Source organism: Mammaliicoccus sp. L-M44 (assembly GCF_022386355.1).
Classification (GTDB): Bacteria; Bacillota; Bacilli; order Staphylococcales; family Staphylococcaceae; genus Mammaliicoccus; species Mammaliicoccus sciuri_A.
In genome coordinates, this window is record NZ_JAJNIU010000017.1 from 49,241 (window position 1) to 65,939 (window position 16,699).

The 16,699-nt window shown below is 35.5% G+C and carries 17 protein-coding genes and 1 pseudogene; 14 read left to right on the plus strand and 4 right to left on the minus strand.

Going from position 1 to position 16,699, the window contains the following annotated elements; translation table 11 throughout:
* Positions 1-8: 8 nt before the first annotated feature.
* The 10 genes from LQ611_RS10205 to LQ611_RS10250 all read left to right on the plus strand — a co-directional run bounded on the left by LQ611_RS10205 (position 9) and on the right by LQ611_RS10250 (position 10,678).
* Positions 9-509 (plus strand): antirestriction protein ArdA, encoded by a 501-nt coding sequence (locus tag LQ611_RS10205; protein ID WP_000425404.1) that lies wholly within the window; start codon positions 9-11, stop codon positions 507-509.
* 55 nt (positions 510-564) lie between these two features.
* Positions 565-1,203: a DUF6037 family protein gene (locus LQ611_RS10210; RefSeq protein ID WP_000248477.1), complete on the plus strand. Its 639-nt coding sequence runs from the start codon at positions 565-567 to the stop codon at positions 1,201-1,203.
* Between the two features lie 71 nt (positions 1,204-1,274).
* Positions 1,275-1,670, plus strand: a complete 396-nt coding sequence (locus LQ611_RS10215) for a conjugal transfer protein (RefSeq protein ID WP_000723887.1) — start codon at positions 1,275-1,277, stop codon at positions 1,668-1,670.
* Positions 1,654-4,107 (plus strand): conjugal transfer ATPase TcpF, encoded by a 2,454-nt coding sequence (gene tcpF, locus LQ611_RS10220; protein WP_000331165.1) that lies wholly within the window; start codon positions 1,654-1,656, stop codon positions 4,105-4,107. The genes LQ611_RS10215 and tcpF overlap by 17 nt, the downstream gene beginning before the upstream one ends.
* A complete protein-coding gene (locus LQ611_RS10225) occupies positions 4,104-6,131 on the plus strand; it encodes a CD3337/EF1877 family mobilome membrane protein (protein WP_000192393.1) in 2,028 nt (675 codons plus the stop codon). The genes tcpF and LQ611_RS10225 overlap by 4 nt, the downstream gene beginning before the upstream one ends.
* Positions 6,128-7,150, plus strand: a complete 1,023-nt coding sequence (locus tag LQ611_RS10230; protein ID WP_000768373.1) for a bifunctional lytic transglycosylase/C40 family peptidase — start codon at positions 6,128-6,130, stop codon at positions 7,148-7,150. The genes LQ611_RS10225 and LQ611_RS10230 overlap by 4 nt, the downstream gene beginning before the upstream one ends.
* Positions 7,151-7,166: 16 nt before the next feature.
* The gene (locus LQ611_RS10235; protein WP_000584387.1) at positions 7,167-8,096 is read left to right on the plus strand and encodes a conjugal transfer protein; all 930 of its coding nucleotides are present in this window, start codon (positions 7,167-7,169) and stop codon (positions 8,094-8,096) included.
* Positions 8,097-8,370: 274 nt separating this feature from the next.
* Complete coding sequence (locus LQ611_RS10240) at positions 8,371-8,457, plus strand: tetracycline resistance determinant leader peptide (RefSeq protein ID WP_011058339.1); 87 nt, start codon at positions 8,371-8,373, stop codon at positions 8,455-8,457.
* A 15-nt stretch (positions 8,458-8,472) separates the two neighbouring features.
* Positions 8,473-10,392: a tetracycline resistance ribosomal protection protein Tet(M) gene (tet(M), locus tag LQ611_RS10245; protein ID WP_000691737.1), complete on the plus strand. Its 1,920-nt coding sequence runs from the start codon at positions 8,473-8,475 to the stop codon at positions 10,390-10,392.
* 118 nt (positions 10,393-10,510) lie between these two features.
* A complete protein-coding gene (locus LQ611_RS10250) occupies positions 10,511-10,678 on the plus strand; it encodes a cysteine-rich KTR domain-containing protein (RefSeq protein ID WP_001803271.1) in 168 nt (55 codons plus the stop codon).
* A 57-nt stretch (positions 10,679-10,735) separates the two neighbouring features.
* Here LQ611_RS10250 and LQ611_RS10255 read toward each other — a convergent pair whose 3' ends face one another.
* The gene (locus LQ611_RS10255) at positions 10,736-11,089 is read right to left on the minus strand and encodes a helix-turn-helix domain-containing protein (RefSeq protein WP_001227350.1); all 354 of its coding nucleotides are present in this window, start codon (positions 11,087-11,089) and stop codon (positions 10,736-10,738) included.
* 530 nt (positions 11,090-11,619) lie between these two features.
* Between LQ611_RS10255 and LQ611_RS10260 the strand changes: the two genes are divergently transcribed.
* The 4 genes from LQ611_RS10260 (at position 11,620) to LQ611_RS10275 (ending at position 14,187) form a co-directional block, all read left to right on the plus strand.
* Positions 11,620-12,042 carry an RNA polymerase sigma factor gene (locus tag LQ611_RS10260; RefSeq protein WP_000804879.1) on the plus strand — a complete coding sequence of 141 codons (423 nt, stop codon included), beginning with the start codon at positions 11,620-11,622 and terminating at the stop codon, positions 12,040-12,042.
* The gene (locus LQ611_RS10265; protein WP_000845143.1) at positions 12,039-12,269 is read left to right on the plus strand and encodes a helix-turn-helix domain-containing protein; all 231 of its coding nucleotides are present in this window, start codon (positions 12,039-12,041) and stop codon (positions 12,267-12,269) included. Before LQ611_RS10260 ends, LQ611_RS10265 begins: the two co-directional genes overlap by 4 nt.
* A gap of 497 nt (positions 12,270-12,766) precedes the next feature.
* A complete protein-coding gene (locus LQ611_RS10270) occupies positions 12,767-12,967 on the plus strand; it encodes a DUF3173 family protein (RefSeq protein WP_000633907.1) in 201 nt (66 codons plus the stop codon).
* Positions 12,968-12,993: 26 nt separating this feature from the next.
* On the plus strand, positions 12,994-14,187 hold the full coding sequence (locus tag LQ611_RS10275; protein ID WP_000237797.1) for a site-specific integrase: 1,194 nt from the start codon (positions 12,994-12,996) through the stop codon (positions 14,185-14,187).
* A gap of 59 nt (positions 14,188-14,246) precedes the next feature.
* On the opposite strand, the pseudogene LQ611_RS10280 reads toward LQ611_RS10275, so the two are convergent.
* The 3 genes and pseudogenes from LQ611_RS10280 to LQ611_RS10290 all read right to left on the minus strand — a co-directional run.
* Positions 14,247-14,483: pseudogene (locus LQ611_RS10280) on the minus strand (MaoC/PaaZ C-terminal domain-containing protein); the annotation flags it as partial.
* Between the two features lie 96 nt (positions 14,484-14,579).
* Positions 14,580-15,323 carry a glycerophosphoryl diester phosphodiesterase gene (locus LQ611_RS10285; protein WP_000958858.1) on the minus strand — a complete coding sequence of 248 codons (744 nt, stop codon included), beginning with the start codon at positions 15,321-15,323 and terminating at the stop codon, positions 14,580-14,582.
* A gap of 916 nt (positions 15,324-16,239) precedes the next feature.
* Positions 16,240-16,629, minus strand: a complete 390-nt coding sequence (locus tag LQ611_RS10290) for a hydroxymethylglutaryl-CoA synthase (protein WP_020444595.1) — start codon at positions 16,627-16,629, stop codon at positions 16,240-16,242.
* Positions 16,630-16,699 lie beyond the last annotated feature (70 nt).

The following is a 16,699-nucleotide window of genomic DNA, read 5'->3' on the forward strand; positions in this document are numbered from 1 at the left end:
GATAAGAATTGGAAATGAAAGTCTATGTGGCAAATTTAGGACGGTATAATGAAGGTGAATTAGTCGGAGCATGGTTTACTCCACCAATTGATGAGGAAGAAATGGCAGAAAGAATCGGTTTAAATGAGGACTACGAAGAATATGCAATACATGATTTTGAGCTTCCTTTTGATGTGGACGAATACACGCCGATTAGTGAAATCAACCGTCTATGTGAAGCCATTCAAGAAATCGAAGGTACACCTATTTATAATGAACTCAAAGAAATTCAAGGCATGTGGTTTAGTAGCTTGGAAGAATTACTGGAAAACAAAGAGGATATTCATTGTTATAGTGATTGTGATTCGATGGAAGATGTCGCCCGTTATTACGTGGAAGAAACAGGACAGCTTGGTGAAGTCCCTTCCAATTTACAAAATTATATTGACTACCAATCTTTGGGACGTGATATGGAAATAGAGGGTAATTACCTAGTTACCTCTCATGGGGTATTTGAATATTGTCAGTAAGTTTAACAATCCGTGTTATAATTAAATTAATAAATAGCACGGAGAGGTATAAATTATGGTAAATGTATTTGAAAATCTTAAACTATTAAAACTAGACATGAAAGATAAAGGCTGGGTGATAGATTCCTTTTACTTTCGTTACAAACAGCAAAATTATATTGTACTTGTTAAGCTATTTGAAAAAGAGGAAAAAGTTCCAGAATATGCTCTGTTAAAACTAGAATTTTTAAAGGAAAACGATTTTTCAGATATGCTAGCTGTCTATGCTAATTCGGTAAAATTATATACAGACACGAAAACAATAAGAGAATATTTTGGTATCGAATACAGTAGTAACTTGGGAGATGTTTTATTTCAATTTAGCCAAACTCTTGCTCGATTTATTCCGACAGAAGTTAGTGAGAAGAAAAATGAAGACCAAAAAGAAGCCATGTGTTTCTCATTAAGTCAAAGTGATTCAGAAGATCCCAGAAAAAAATATTGTTTTTCAGTTAGAAGAAATCCTTTAAAGGGAAATGGTGAGCTGGGAAAACGAAGTCCTTTTAATGACAATAAAACGAGATTGTATAGACCCAGCTTATATGAACGATTAGGGTCAGATACCAATTTAAGTTTCAGATATTCAATGAATCCAGATGATGAAGAAACTGATGAAGGTATTATTGCAAAATGGACAAAAAATAAAATTGAATAGTTAAAGCATTGAAAGAGCAATCACCTATTTTGATTGTTCTTTTTCTATTTTTACGGAAAGGACGTGAAGACATGAAAAAAATAAGAAGTTACACCAGTATTTGGTCAGTAGAAAAAGTGATTTATGCGATTAATGATTTACAACTCCCTTTCCCAATTACCTTTACGCAAATGACATGGTTTATCGTTTCTTTGTTTGTCGTCATACTCTTTGGCAGTTTACCACCACTTTCTCTGATTGACGGAGCACTACTCAAATACTTAGGGATTCCCATTGTTCTCACTGGGTTCATGTGCCAAAAGACCTTTGACGGAAAGAAACCCTATGGATTTCTAAAGTCTATCATTACCTATGCTCTACGCCCTAAAGTAACCTACGCTGGCAAACAAATACGATTAAAAAAAGAAACAATGAATGAATCGATTACGATTGTAAGGAGTGAACAACTAGATGGCATATCCGATTAAATATATGGAAGATAATCTCGTATTTAATCATGATGGCGAAGTATTCGCTTATTATGAATTAATTCCCTATAATTACAGTTTTTTAAGTTCCGATGAAAAAATTCAAGTTCATGATAATTTCTGTCAATTGATTGCCCAAAATCGTGATGGCAAGATTCATGCTCTGCAACTAGCAACCGAATCAAGTATTCGAGCCACACAGGAACAATCGAAAAAAGAAATCACTGGACGATTAAAAGAGATAGCTTACGAAAAAATAGATGAACAGACCGAAGCGTTAATTTCTATGATTGGTGACAATCAAGTAGACTATCGCTTTTTTATTGGTTTTAAACTCTACCTCAATGAACAGGAAGTATCCGTAAAAAATGTTGGGAAAGAAATTCAAAAAGCATTTGCGGAATTCTTTCATGGTGTGAATCACAAATTAATGGGCGATTTTGTTTCTATGCCTATGGCGGAAATCGAACGCTTTTCTAAGATGGAACAGTTGTTAGAAAGTAAATTATCCAGACGCTTTCAGATTCGTAAATTGGAGAAAGATGATTTTGGTTATATTATTGAACATCTTTACGGGCAAACAGGTGTCCCTTTTGATGACTACGACTACCATTTACCGAAACGATACGAAGATAAAAAAGTGTTGGTAAAGAAATACGATATTCTCAAACCCACTCGCTGTTTAATCGAAGAAAATCAACGCTATTTACGGATTGAACAGGAAGATACCACTACTTATGTGGCGTATTTTACAATTAATAGTATTGTTGGTGAATTGGATTTCCCTAATAGTGAAATTTTTTATTACCAGCAACAGCAGTTTACTTTCCCCGTTGATACCAGTATGAATGTTGAAATTGTCGCCAATAAAAAAGCCTTATCTACCGTTCGCAATAAAAAGAAAGAACTGAAAGATTTAGATAGCCACGCATGGGAAAGCGACAACGAAACCAGTACTAATGTGGTGGACGCTTTAGAATCTGTCGATGAATTAGAAAGTAATTTAGACCAAACCAAAGAATCTATGTACAAACTAAGCTATGTGGTACGGGTATCAGCAAAGAATTTGGACGAGCTGAAACAACGTTGTGATGAAGTAAAAGATTTTTATGATGATCTGTCTATCAAATTAGTACGACCTTTTGGCGATATGCTAGGCTTGCATAATGAATTTATTCCCTCAAGCAAGCGATATATCAATGACTATATTCAATATGTCACGTCGGATTTTTTGGCTGGTCTTGGTTTCGGTGCTACACAAATGATTGGTGAAAATTCTGGTATTTACGTCGGTTACAATCTCGATACAGGCAGAAATATTTATCTCCAACCTAGCCTTGCAAGTCAAGGAATTAAAGGCTCTGTAACAAATGCATTAGCGTCCGCTTTTATTGGTTCATTAGGTGGCGGAAAATCATTCTCTAACAATATGCTGGTCTATTATTCAGTACTCTTTGGCGGACAGGCAACCATTGTTGACCCAAAAGCTGAACGTGGTGAATGGAAAGAAACCTTACCTGATATTGCCCATGAAATCAATATTGTTAATCTCACGAGTGAGAACGACAATAAAGGGTTACTTGACCCTTATGTGATTTTAAAACTCCCGAAAGATTCAGAAAGCCTTGCCATTGATATTCTCACGTTCTTAACAGGTATTTCCAGCCGAGATAGCGAGAAGTTTCCTGTCCTGCGTAAAGCTATTCGGAGTGTAACTCAAAGCAAACAACGAGGGTTGTTATTGGTGATTGATGAATTGCGAAAAGAAGATACGCCCATCAGCAATAGTATTGCTGACCATATCGAAAGCTTTGTCGATTATGATTTTGCCCATCTGTTATTCAGTGATGGCAGTGTCACCCAATCCATTAGCTTGGAAAAACAACTCAATATTATTCAAGTGGCAGATTTGGTCTTACCCGATTCCAATAGCTCTTTTGAAGAATACACTACCATGGAATTATTAAGTGTGGCAATGCTGATTGTCATTAGTACCTTTGCTTTAGACTTTATCCACTCTGACCGTTCCATTTTTAAAATTGTTGACCTTGATGAGGCTTGGAGTTTTTTACAAGTGGCACAAGGAAAAGCTCTATCTATGCGATTGGTTCGAGCAGGACGTGCCATGAATGCAGGGGTCTATTTCGTTACTCAAAACGCGGACGATTTACTAGATGAAAAGATGAAGAATAATATTGGCTTGAAATTTGCCTTTCGTTCCACTGACCTAGTGGAAATCAAAAAGACCTTAGAATTTTTTGGTGTGGACAAGGAAGATGAAAACAATCAGAAACGCTTACGTGAATTAGAAAATGGACAATGTTTAGTTTCAGACATCTATGGTCGTGTAGGGGTTATGCAGTTTCACCCGATTTTTGAAGAGTTGCTTCATGCCTTTGATACCAGACCGCCTGTGCGAAATGAGGTGGAAGAATGACACAAAAACAAAAGAAATTTCTTCACTATAGTTGGATAACGCTCCTTTGTGTGGGCGTTATTTTACTTTTATTAGGCACGCTGGGCAATGCAGTACAAGCGACAGGCTTAGTTGATGAAACCATTGATACAAGCAATGAATACTCCAAGTATGGTTTGAATCAATATCAGCTTGATTATTATGTGGACAATAGCTGGGGCTGGCTTCCATGGAATTGGAGTGATGGCATAGGACAATCGGTGATGTATGGATTGTATGCCATTACTAATTTTATTTGGACAATTTCTCTTTATCTATCGAACGCCACAGGTTATTTGGTGAAAGAAGCCTATGCCTTAGATTTCATTAGTCAAACATCCCAAGCAATTGGCGAAAACATGCAGACGATTGCAGGCATTACACCGAATGGCTTTTCCAGTTCAGGGTTTTATGTCGGTTTCCTCCTTCTTTTTATTCTCATTGTTGGAATCTATGTTGCCTATACAGGATTGGTTAAGCGAGAAACGACGAAAGTGATACGAGCTGTTTTAAACTTTGTCGTGGTGTTTATTCTATCGGCTTCCTTTATTGCGTATGCACCCGATTATATTGCGAAAATCAATGATTTTTCCAAAGATGTCAGTACCGCCAGTCTGAATATTGGGACAAAAATTGTTCTTCCTAACACGGATAGTCAAGGGAAAGACAGTGTGGACATGATACGTGACAGCTTATTCTCTGTTCAAGTAAAGCAACCATGGCTATTGCTTCAATATGGCTCCACTGATGTAGAAGCGTTAGGGGAAGAACGTGTGGAAAGTTTATTGTCTACCAGTCCAGATACAAACAATGGTGAAGATAGAGAAAATGTAGTGATTGAAGAAATTGAAGATCATGACAATACCTATTTAACCCTACCGAAGACGATTTCCAGATTAGGAACAGTCTTCTTTTTGTTTGTATTCAATATTGGTATCTCGATTTTTGTTTTCCTTCTAACAGGAATCATGATTTTTTCGCAAGTGCTATTTATTATTTTCGCTATGTTTTTGCCAATCAGTTTCCTATTAAGTATGTTGCCGAGTTTTGATGGCATGGGCAGGCATGCCATTACCAAGTTATTTAATGTGATTATGACAAGGGCTGGTATTACCTTGATTATTACCGTTGCCTTTAGTATTTCCACTATGCTTTATTCGCTGTCAGCAAGTTCTCCCTTTTTCATGATTATGTTTTTACAAATTGTGACCTTTGCAGGGATTTATTTTAAACTGGGCGATTTAATGAGCCTATTCACTTTACAAAGCAACGACTCTCAAAACATGGGCAGACAAGTGTTTCGCAGACCTCGTCAAATGATGAATCGACAAACCAGAAGATTTCAACGCAGTATGAGTAAGATTTTTCGTGGAAAAGCAGGGTCAACGAAGCAAAAGACAATGACAACAAAGCAGAATCAAACCAATAAAGCTAACCATACTCGTCAAAATGAACGGACTACACCAAAGAAAGAAACAGCACTTTCCAATGTGAAAAAGCAACAAGGCGGTATCGGGCAACGATTAGGTGAAAAGACAGCCCATGTATTGGACACGAAAAATCGTCTAGTCAATAAAAGAAAGCAGGCAAAACAACAGATACAGGCGACACCAACCCATGTCAAATATGCCCTTCATCAAGGAAAAGAGAATGTCACTCATAATGTAACAGACTTTAAACAATCTATGGCAGATACCAAAGCTCAACGCAAACAACAGCGTATGAACCAGCAGGAGCAAAAACGAAAGAACATTGCTCAAAAGCGTTTGGAGCTGGATAAAGCAAAAGAAAAAAGACGAAAAGAAAACCCATCATCTCCTGTTCAGAATAACCAGCAGCATGTTCGCAAGCGTCAGCAAACCGTCACGCCTGTTTTGTCACAAAACACTAAACGTGAAAATCATCAGCGACCATTGAAAAAAGAGCAAAAACAAAAGACACCACCGAAGCAATTCAATCAGAGGAAGCTAAATAAAAGAACGGATAAGCGAGGACAACAAACATGAAGCTAAAAATAACAGTGATTTGTAGTGTGGTCTTCTCTCTCTTCTTTTTTCTCTTATTATTCCTAGTCATTTTCTTTGCAGATGATACGGACAGTGGCGAAAACAACAAGGATTCTTCTATTCCACAAGGCGGTGTGACCGTTTCACCAGAAGTGTTGGCACACCGTCCGTTGATTGAAAAATATGGTAAGGAATATGGGATTGAAGACTATGTTTCTTATATCTTAGCCATTATGCAAGTGGAATCGGGCGGTACAGCAGAAGATGTTATGCAAAGTTCCGAATCTTTGGGTTTACCGCCCAACAGTTTGAGTACCGAAGAGTCCATCAAACAAGGGGTTAAATATTTCAGTGAATTATTAACCAGTGCAGAACAACAAGGAGTGGATATAGATTCTGTTATCCAATCTTATAATTATGGCGGTGGCTTTTTAAATTATGTGAGGAGTCATGGGAAAAAATATACCTATGAATTAGCCGAACAGTTTTCTAAAGAGAAGTCGGGTGGTCAAAAAGCAGACTATCCCAATCCTATAGCCATACCTGTGAATGGTGGTTGGCGATATAACTATGGAAATCAGTTTTATGTTCAGTTGGTTTCACAATACCTAACCGACACTTCCCCAACAGAATTTGATGATGAAACCGTGCAAGTCATTATGGACGAAGCCTTGAAATACGAAGGGTTTCCCTATGTCTTTGGAGGGGCGTCGCCTACCACCTCTTTTGATTGTAGTGGCTTAATACAATGGGTGTATGACAAAGCTGGCATTTCTCTCCCTCGTGTCGCCCAAGATCAGTATGACGCTACGCAAGAAATCTCTATGGAAGAAGCCCAAGCAGGCGACCTTATCTTCTTTCATTCAACCTATAATGCAGGCACATATGTGACTCATGTGGCGATATATTTAGAGGGAAATCGCTTTTATCATGCAGGCGACCCAATCGGTTATGGCGACTTAAGCAGTCGTTATTGGCAAGACCATCTGATTGGGGCTAGACGTGTTATTCATAACTAAGAAAGGAATGAATCAAATGATTATAAAAATCGAGCGAAAAGAAAAGAAGGAGAAACCAAAGAAATCTAAAAAACCGAGCAAGCAAAGAAAAGTTCCGATGATTAAAGTTGGCACGCATAAGAAATTAACCTTTGTTTTATGGGTTTTATTGATTGGTAGTGTCGGATTTGGAATCTATAAAAATTTTACTGCCATTGACACTCATACTGTCCGTGAAACAGAAATCATTAAACAGCAGATTGTCGATACCAACCAAGTAGAAAGTTTTGTGAAATCCTTTGCGAAAGACTACTTTTCGTGGCAACAATCCCAAGAAGCCATTGATAAACGAAATGAAAAATTGACCCATTATTTGACGGAAGAATTGCAGGTATTAAATGAAGAAATGATTCGTAAGGATATTCCTACTAGTTCTAGTGTGAACGATATACAGGTGTGGCAGGTTTCTCAAGTGAATGAGAACACCTTTGAGGTACTGTTTTCTGTTGAACAAGTTATTACCGAAGACAAAGACAAGGAAACTATATCGTCTAGCTTTCATGTGGTTGTCCATATAGATGAATCAGATAATATGGTTATTATCAAAAATCCGACAATGAGTAAGAAACCTCAAAAATCGGACTACCAACCCAAACAGCTAGAAAGTGACCATACAGTAGATACAGAAACGATGGACGAAATCACTAGCTTTTTAGAAACGTTCTTCCAGCTCTATCCTACCGCCACAGAAAAAGAATTGACTTACTATGTAAGTAATCATGTGTTACCTATGATTAACAAGGAATATGTTTTCGAGGAATTGGTGAATCCTATCTTTACCAGAAAAGATAACCAAGTAATCGTGAATGTCGCTGTGAAATATTTAGATCAAGAAACAAAGGCAACCCAAATCTCGCAATTTGAGTTGATATTAGAAAAACAAGATAATTGGAAGATTGTAAAATAACAAATATTGGTACATGATTACAGATACTTTGTAATCATGTACTCTTTTTGATAAAAAATTGGAGATTCCTTTACAAATATGCTCTTACGTGCTATTATTTAAGTGACTATTTAAAAGGAGTTAATAAATATGCGGCAAGGTATTCTTAAATAAACTGTCAATTTGATAGCGGGAACAAATAATTAGATGTCCTTTTTTAGGAGGGCTTAGTTTTTTGTACCCAGTTTAAGAATACCTTTATCATGTGATTCTAAAGTATCCAGAGAATATCTGTATGCTTTGTATACCTATGGTTATGCATAAAAATCCCAGTGATAAAAGTATTTATCACTGGGATTTTTATGCCCTTTTGGGTTTTTGAATGGAGGAAAATCACATGAAAATTATTAATATTGGAGTTTTAGCTCATGTTGATGCAGGAAAAACTACCTTAACAGAAAGCTTATTATATAACAGTGGAGCGATTACAGAATTAGGAAGCGTGGACAAAGGTACAACGAGGACGGATAATACGCTTTTAGAACGTCAGAGAGGAATTACAATTCAGACAGGAATAACCTCTTTTCAGTGGGAAAATACGAAGGTGAACATCATAGACACGCCAGGACATATGGATTTCTTAGCAGAAGTATATCGTTCATTATCAGTTTTAGATGGGGCAATTCTACTGATTTCTGCAAAAGATGGCGTACAAGCACAAACTCGTATATTATTTCATGCACTTAGGAAAATGGGGATTCCCACAATCTTTTTTATCAATAAGATTGACCAAAATGGAATTGATTTATCAACGGTTTATCAGGATATTAAAGAGAAACTTTCTGCCGAAATTGTAATCAAACAGAAGGTAGAACTGTATCCTAATATGTGTGTGACGAACTTTACCGAATCTGAACAATGGGATACGGTAATAGAGGGAAACGATGACCTTTTAGAGAAATATATGTCCGGTAAATCATTAGAAGCATTGGAACTCGAACAAGAGGAAAGCATAAGATTTCAGAATTGTTCTCTGTTCCCTCTTTATCATGGAAGTGCAAAAAGTAATATAGGGATTGATAACCTTATAGAAGTTATTACTAATAAATTTTATTCATCAACACATCGAGGTCCGTCTGAACTTTGCGGAAATGTTTTCAAAATTGAATATACAAAAAAAAGACAACGTCTTGCATATATACGCCTTTATAGTGGAGTACTACATTTACGAGATTCGGTTAGAGTATCAGAAAAAGAAAAAATAAAAGTTACAGAAATGTATACTTCAATAAATGGTGAATTATGTAAGATTGATAGAGCTTATTCTGGAGAAATTGTTATTTTGCAAAATGAGTTTTTGAAGTTAAATAGTGTTCTTGGAGATACAAAACTATTGCCACAGAGAAAAAAGATTGAAAATCCGCACCCTCTACTACAAACAACTGTTGAACCGAGTAAACCTGAACAGAGAGAAATGTTGCTTGATGCCCTTTTGGAAATCTCAGATAGTGATCCGCTTCTACGATATTACGTGGATTCTACGACACATGAAATTATACTTTCTTTCTTAGGGAAAGTACAAATGGAAGTGATTAGTGCACTGTTGCAAGAAAAGTATCATGTGGAGATAGAACTAAAAGAGCCTACAGTCATTTATATGGAGAGACCGTTAAAAAATGCAGAATATACCATTCACATCGAAGTGCCGCCAAATCCTTTCTGGGCTTCCATTGGTTTATCTGTATCACCGCTTCCGTTGGGAAGTGGAATGCAGTATGAGAGCTCGGTTTCTCTTGGATACTTAAATCAATCATTTCAAAATGCAGTTATGGAAGGGATACGCTATGGTTGCGAACAAGGATTATATGGTTGGAATGTGACGGATTGTAAAATCTGTTTTAAGTACGGTTTATACTATAGCCCTGTTAGTACTCCAGCAGATTTTCGGATGCTTACTCCTATTGTACTGGAGCAAGCCTTTAGAAAAGCTGGAACAGAATTGTTAGAGCCATATCTTAGTTTTAAAGTTTATGCACCACAGGAATATCTTTCACGGGCATATAACGATGCTCCCAAATATTGTGCAAATATCGTAAATACTCAACTGAAAAATAATGAGGTCATTATTATTGGAGAAATTCCTGCTCGATGTATTCAAGATTATCGCAATGATTTAACTTTTTTTACAAATGGGCTTAGTGTTTGTTTAGCAGAGCTAAAAGGATATCAGGTTACCACTGGCGAACCTGTTTGCCAGACCCGTCGTCTAAATAGTCGGATAGATAAAGTAAGATATATGTTCAATAAAATAACTTAGTGCGTTTTATGTTGTTATATAAATATGGTTTCTTATTAAATAAGATGAAATATTCTTTAATATAGATTTGAATTAAAGTGGAAAGGAGGAGATTGTTATTATAAACTACAAGTGGATATTGTGTCCTATTTGTGGAAATAAAACAAGACTACGAATACGAGTGGATACTATACTTAAAAATTTCCCTTTATACTGCCCCAAATGTAAGAACGAAACTTTAATTAATGTTCAAAAAATGAATATAATAACAATCAAAGAGCCAGACGCCAAGACGCAGAGCCGATAATTTGAGAAATGAAACTCTCATCTTATCGGCTCTTTTTGTTTATCTGAATTTTACTGACTAGCCTTCAATATTTCTTGCTTCATTGATACCTTTTGCTAGTGCTTCCATTAAGGATAGTTCTTTGTCTGTAAAGCTATCCATGTATTTTTCTACCTGTAACCTTCGAGTGCTTTTAATCAAATTATCTGTAGGTAAGAAAAATTCATCAATAGATACATGGAGTAATGATACAAGATCATACAGCACTTGTGTACTTGGGTGTTGTCCTTTGTTTTCTATATTTGTTAAATAACGTGGGTCAATTTCAATCATTGTTCCCACTTGTTCACGAGTGAGACCCCGTTTCATTCGAGCCTCTTTAATCGCTAAACCAACGGCTCTAAAATCGTATTTATCTTCTTTTTTACGCATACTAAATCACCTCTATACATTTTACTGTTCCTATATAACCATAAACAGGTATAGAAAAACATGTTATATAGTTTATGAGTTCCTATAGAACACTGTGGAATTTATTAATGCGATGAATCCAATTTCAAATAGAAAGGTCGCTGATTTTATTTACCTATACAACTTTATAAAATTTAGTCATACTCCTAGAAAGTAGATAAAATTGGCGACTTAATGGAGGGAAAAGTCGCCATGAGAAAGATAATCTGTCATCTAGTTCTCTTAATTAAGTTCTTATCAAAAAAACTTATCCACCTGTACTGGATAGATATGACCATCAATGTGGTTTTGCAGATTACATAGATAGAAAAATCAAAGCATATGAACAGAGAAAACAATCTGTTTATGTGCTTTTTTGGTCACTTAATAAATATCTTTTAGGATTTCTCTTCATTTATGCAACAAATCCCCCTTTCGTGTCGGGGTTTAGTATGAAGGGAGATAAAGAAGCACATGCCACTCCCTTTCACGACAGAAAGGGGGTGAAAAGCATGAAACCATCTTCTTTTCAAGAAACCATAGAAAATCAGTTTGACTATATCTGCAAACAAGTTATTGAAGATGAACGAAAAGATTACTTCAAACATCTAGACAGACTATCAGCAAAAGAAGTCTCGTTTTCTGATATAGATAACTACCTTGTCAACTCTTTTTCTACTGTTGATACGTACGTCACTGATTTCCAACTATTTAAATTATTTGGATTAAGAATCAATGTTGAAAGTGATTTATTAAGTGAAGCCCTGCGTCATCTTTCAGAGAAAAAACGGAACATTATTTTACTTCATTACTTTATGGATATGAGTGATGTGGAGATTGCGGAGTTACTAAATTTGAATCGTTCGACTGTTTATCGTCATCGAATAAGTGGACTAGCCATGATTAAAGAATTCATGAAGGAGTGTAAAGAATGAAAACAGCTTATCCAAGGGTTCCCTTCCCCCTCATTGTAAAGGCGACAGATGGCGACGTGGAAGCAATTAATCAGATTGTTAAACATTATCGAGGGTATACCTCAAAACGTTCATTACGTCGCATGACAGACGAATATGGAAATTCTCATATGGTTATTGATGAAACCCTACGTGGCAGAATGGAAACGAAACTCATCTCTAAGATTTTATCGTTCGAAATTAAATAGTCCCATTTTTTCGTGGAAGCGTGTCGAATCGTATCCACGCTTCCCGATTTGGGAGGTTTGTTATTCCATCAAAGCATATTGTGTGTTCAGTAGGTTTTGATAGGCTAACAAGCCAAACGTTCTTTGACAACCAAATAAAGGCAATCGAATACGTTTCGGTAAGAAAAGAGCTGATGAACTAACACGCCATGACCTACAAAATTAGTGAGCGATTCATGTTAGTAATTCGAAAGTAATCTTTAGCAGGATTGCTGCCATGACTTTCTTATCGTGATAATGATACTCCCGTATAGCCATAGTCCGAGCGTTAGAAGCGTCACAGGCAATGGGTACGGCTACATGAGAACCATGCAGAAGTGAAATTCCTGTGAGCTTTGCTAGAGCTGTTCGATTGCTAAGATATTCTTCTCTTGTCAGTGTATTATTATAAAACTATTTGATATAATTATAGGTGAATATTGGAGTTTTCCTAGCCTATAATTGGGAAAGGAGTAATAATGATAACGGTCACAAAAAAGGATTTAGTTGAGCTAGGATATGGAACTTCTTTTTCAGCAGACATCATAAAAAAAGCAAAAGAATTGATGATTACAAAAGGGCATATCTACTATCAATCTCGAAAGCTAGATAGAGTCCCTCGTGAAGCTGTTGAAGAAATTCTAGGAATTCGGTTTTCAAATGAAAACAGGTCTGAGTAGTTTTTGCACAGTAAGGAGTAAAAACTATGGTTAAAGACCCAATAAAAAAAGCAAAGAATGGAACCTATTATTTTCGTGCAAATCTAGGTTATGATTCTAAAGGGAAAAAAATTCAAAAATATCGTAGTGGATTCACTACTAAAAAAGAAGCAAGAGAAGAATATTCGAAACTGCTATTGATGAAACCAGAAGAATTAAGTGAGAATAAGGATAAAATGACGTTTAAACATTATATCTTTGAAATTTTCCTTCCATGGTATAAGACACAGGTAAAGCTCAGAACATATGAAAATCGCTTACCAACTATTAAGAAGCATTTCTCTTATTTTGATAAAATGGCTGTTTCCGATATTGAGCCTATTGATGTGCAAAATTGGCAACTAAAATTATCAAAGAAGTGTAAGTCTTCTTATGTAAGAGCTGTTCAAGGACTATTTTCAGTTGCTATGGATCGAGCAATTGTCCTTGGGATAACCACCACAAATCCATCTAAGATTATTGGCAATGTGAAAAAGCAAAAGTCTAAAATTGAATTTTGGACAAAAGAAGAATTTGAAAAAGTAATCTCTCTAATTTACAAAGAAGATTACTATCAACACTTTTTATTTATCTCTCTGTGGTTTTTATTTATGACTGGAATGCGAATTGGTGAAGCTACTGCCATTCAATGGGAAGATATTGATTTTGACTCAGGAGTACTAACCATCAACAAAACACTCTATTACAAGAATCAATCGAATTATAGATTTGTTGAACCAAAAACAAAGGCGAGCGTTCGTCATATTGTATTAGATAAATGCACATTAACTTATTTATCCGAATGGAAGGAAGTACAACAAAATCTAATTCAGACAGACTTTGTAATGAGCTATAACGGTATTCCTACCCAAAAACATACACTATCATATGCTATTGAACGCTATGCTAAGCTGGCTGGTATCCATCGAATCAGAATCCATGGGTTACGGCATTCTCATGCTTCCTTGTTAATCAGTATGGGAGAAAATCCACTTATCATTAAAGATCGTCTAGGACACGAAGATATTGAGACGACTTTAGGAACGTATGGACATCTTTATCCTAACAGTAATTTCGAGGTAGCTAACAAATTAAATGGAGCCATTTCCTTTAAAGAAGCAAAACAAAATTATGATACTTCACCAAAGAATCAATTTACTGTAGACTACTTGCGAAACAAAGAAATGAAAAAAGTGCAATAAAAGTGCAGTAAAAAGATAAGAAGAGCCAGAAACCCTTGGTATAAGAGGATTTCTAGCTCTCCTACAACTATTCCCACTCCGTATTTACCTTCTTCTACCCATAATTTAAATGATATTGAAAGTGTATGCATGCCAGATGCAATGATACCTTTAAATCTACTTTGTTCTGCTTTTTCTTTATCTATATGCATATATTGAGGATCAAAAGTTGTTGCAAATTGGATAATTTCTTCTTCTGTAATATGAAGGCTTTTTGTTTTGAATGTTTCTCCTACTATAAAATCATCGTATTTCATATATGTCTCTCTTTCTTATTCAAATTAATTTTTTAGTATGTAACATGTTAAAGGTAAGTCTACCGTCACTGAAACGTAAGACTCACCTCTAACTTTCTATTGAGACAAATGCACCATTTTATCTGCATTGTCTGTAAAGATACCATCAACTCCCCAATTAGCAAGTTGGTTTGCACGTGCTGGTTTGTTTACAGTCCATACGTTCAATTCATAACCCGCTTCTTTTACCATTTTTACTTTTGCTTTAGTAAGTTTGGCATCTTCAGTGTTTACTATTTTAGCATTACAGTAATCTAAAAGTGTTCTCCAGTCTTCACGAAACGAAGTTGTATGGAATATAACTGCTCTGTTATATTGTGGCATGATTTCTTCTGCAAGTTTAACAAGCACAACATTAAAGCTTGAAATGAGCACTTCTTGATTCTGATTTAAGTTTGTTAATTGTTCTTCCACTTGCTTAACCATACTTTTAGAAAGTGCTAGTCCATTCGGTCCAGTAATACCTTTTAATTCTACATTTAAATTCATATTATATTCATTTGCTATTTTTACTACATCATCGAAAGTTGGCAAATGTTCATCTTTGAATTTTTCACCAAACCAAGATCCTGCAGAAGCATCTTTAATTTCATCATAATTCAATTCAGTTATTTCCCCGGACATATTTGTAGTCCGTTCTAAATAATCATCATGAATGATAATCAGTTGTTCATCTTTTGTAATTGCAACATCTAACTCCAACCAGTTTATACCTTCTACTTCTGAAGCAGCTTTAAATGATGCAATTGTATTTTCCGGAGCTTTACTAGGTAATCCTCTATGTCCATATACAGTTAGCATATTACCTCTCCTTGCATTTTTATTTTTTTAATTAACGTAACTGTATTATCACATTAATCGCACTTTTATTTCCATTAAAAAGAGATGAATATCATAAATAAAGAAGTCGATAGATTCGTATTGATTATGGAGTTAATCTACGTCTCATCTCATTTTTAAAAAATCATTTATGTCCCAAGCTCCATTTTGTAATCAAGTCTAGTTTTTCTGTACCCCTTATCTGCAATTTTACTTAGGATTGCTTTTAACTTACCTCTTATCTGCAATTTTACTTAGGATTGCTTTTAACTTACCCCTTATCTGCAATTTTACTGAGAACTGCTTTTAACGCACCTCTTATCTGCAATTTTGCCTAGAACTGCTTTTAACGTACCTCTTATCTGCAATTTTACTGAGAACTGCTTTTAACTTACCCCTTATCAGCAATTTTGCATGGAATTGCTTTTAACGTACCTCTTATCTGCAATTTTACTTAGAACTGCTTTTAACAAACCTCTTATCTGCAATTTTACTTAGAACTGCTTTTAACGTACCTCTTATCTGTAATTTTACTGAGAACTGCTTTTAACAAACCTCTTATCTGCAATTTTACTTAGAACTGCTTTTAACAAACCTCTTATCTGCAATTTTACTTAGAATTGCTTTTACTATTCCTCTTATTAGTATAATCTCAGTAAGAATGCGTATAAAAATGAAAATTACAACCGATTTTGTAAGTGCTGACGCCTGAGGGAATAGTATGTGCGAGAGACTAATGGCTCGAGCCATACCCCTAGGCAAGCATGCACGTACAAAATCGTAAGATAAAAAAATAAGCATATCACTGTAAACTTTAAAAAATCAGTTTAGTGATATGCTTATTTATTTCGAGTTAGGATTTATGTCCCAAGCTCATCAAGCACAATCGGCCACTAGTTTATTTCTCTATCTTATATGTTCTGATATGGTCTTCTATACTGTATAAGTATACTTTTGAATATGGATCTTGTGTCAATTCACGTTCGAAATCAAATTCTTGATTATCAAATCTGTTAAAGAATGTTTCGTATTCTTCGACTGATAATTGCTCTCTAGATTCTAGCATATTTAAGTGTTTCTCTTTATCTAATGCTTTGTCATATCCTTTAACGATTGAACCACTAAAGATTTCTCCTACTGCTCCTGAACCATAACTAAATAGACATACTTTCTCTTCTGGTTGGAATGTGTGGTTCTGTAATAACGAAATTAAACTTAAGTATAATGATCCTGTATAAATGTTACCAACATCTCTATTCCATAATACGGTTCTGTTGCAAAGTTGAATTTATAGTATAATTTTAACAAAAAGGAGTCTTCTGTATGAACTATTTCAGATATAAACAATTTAACAAGGA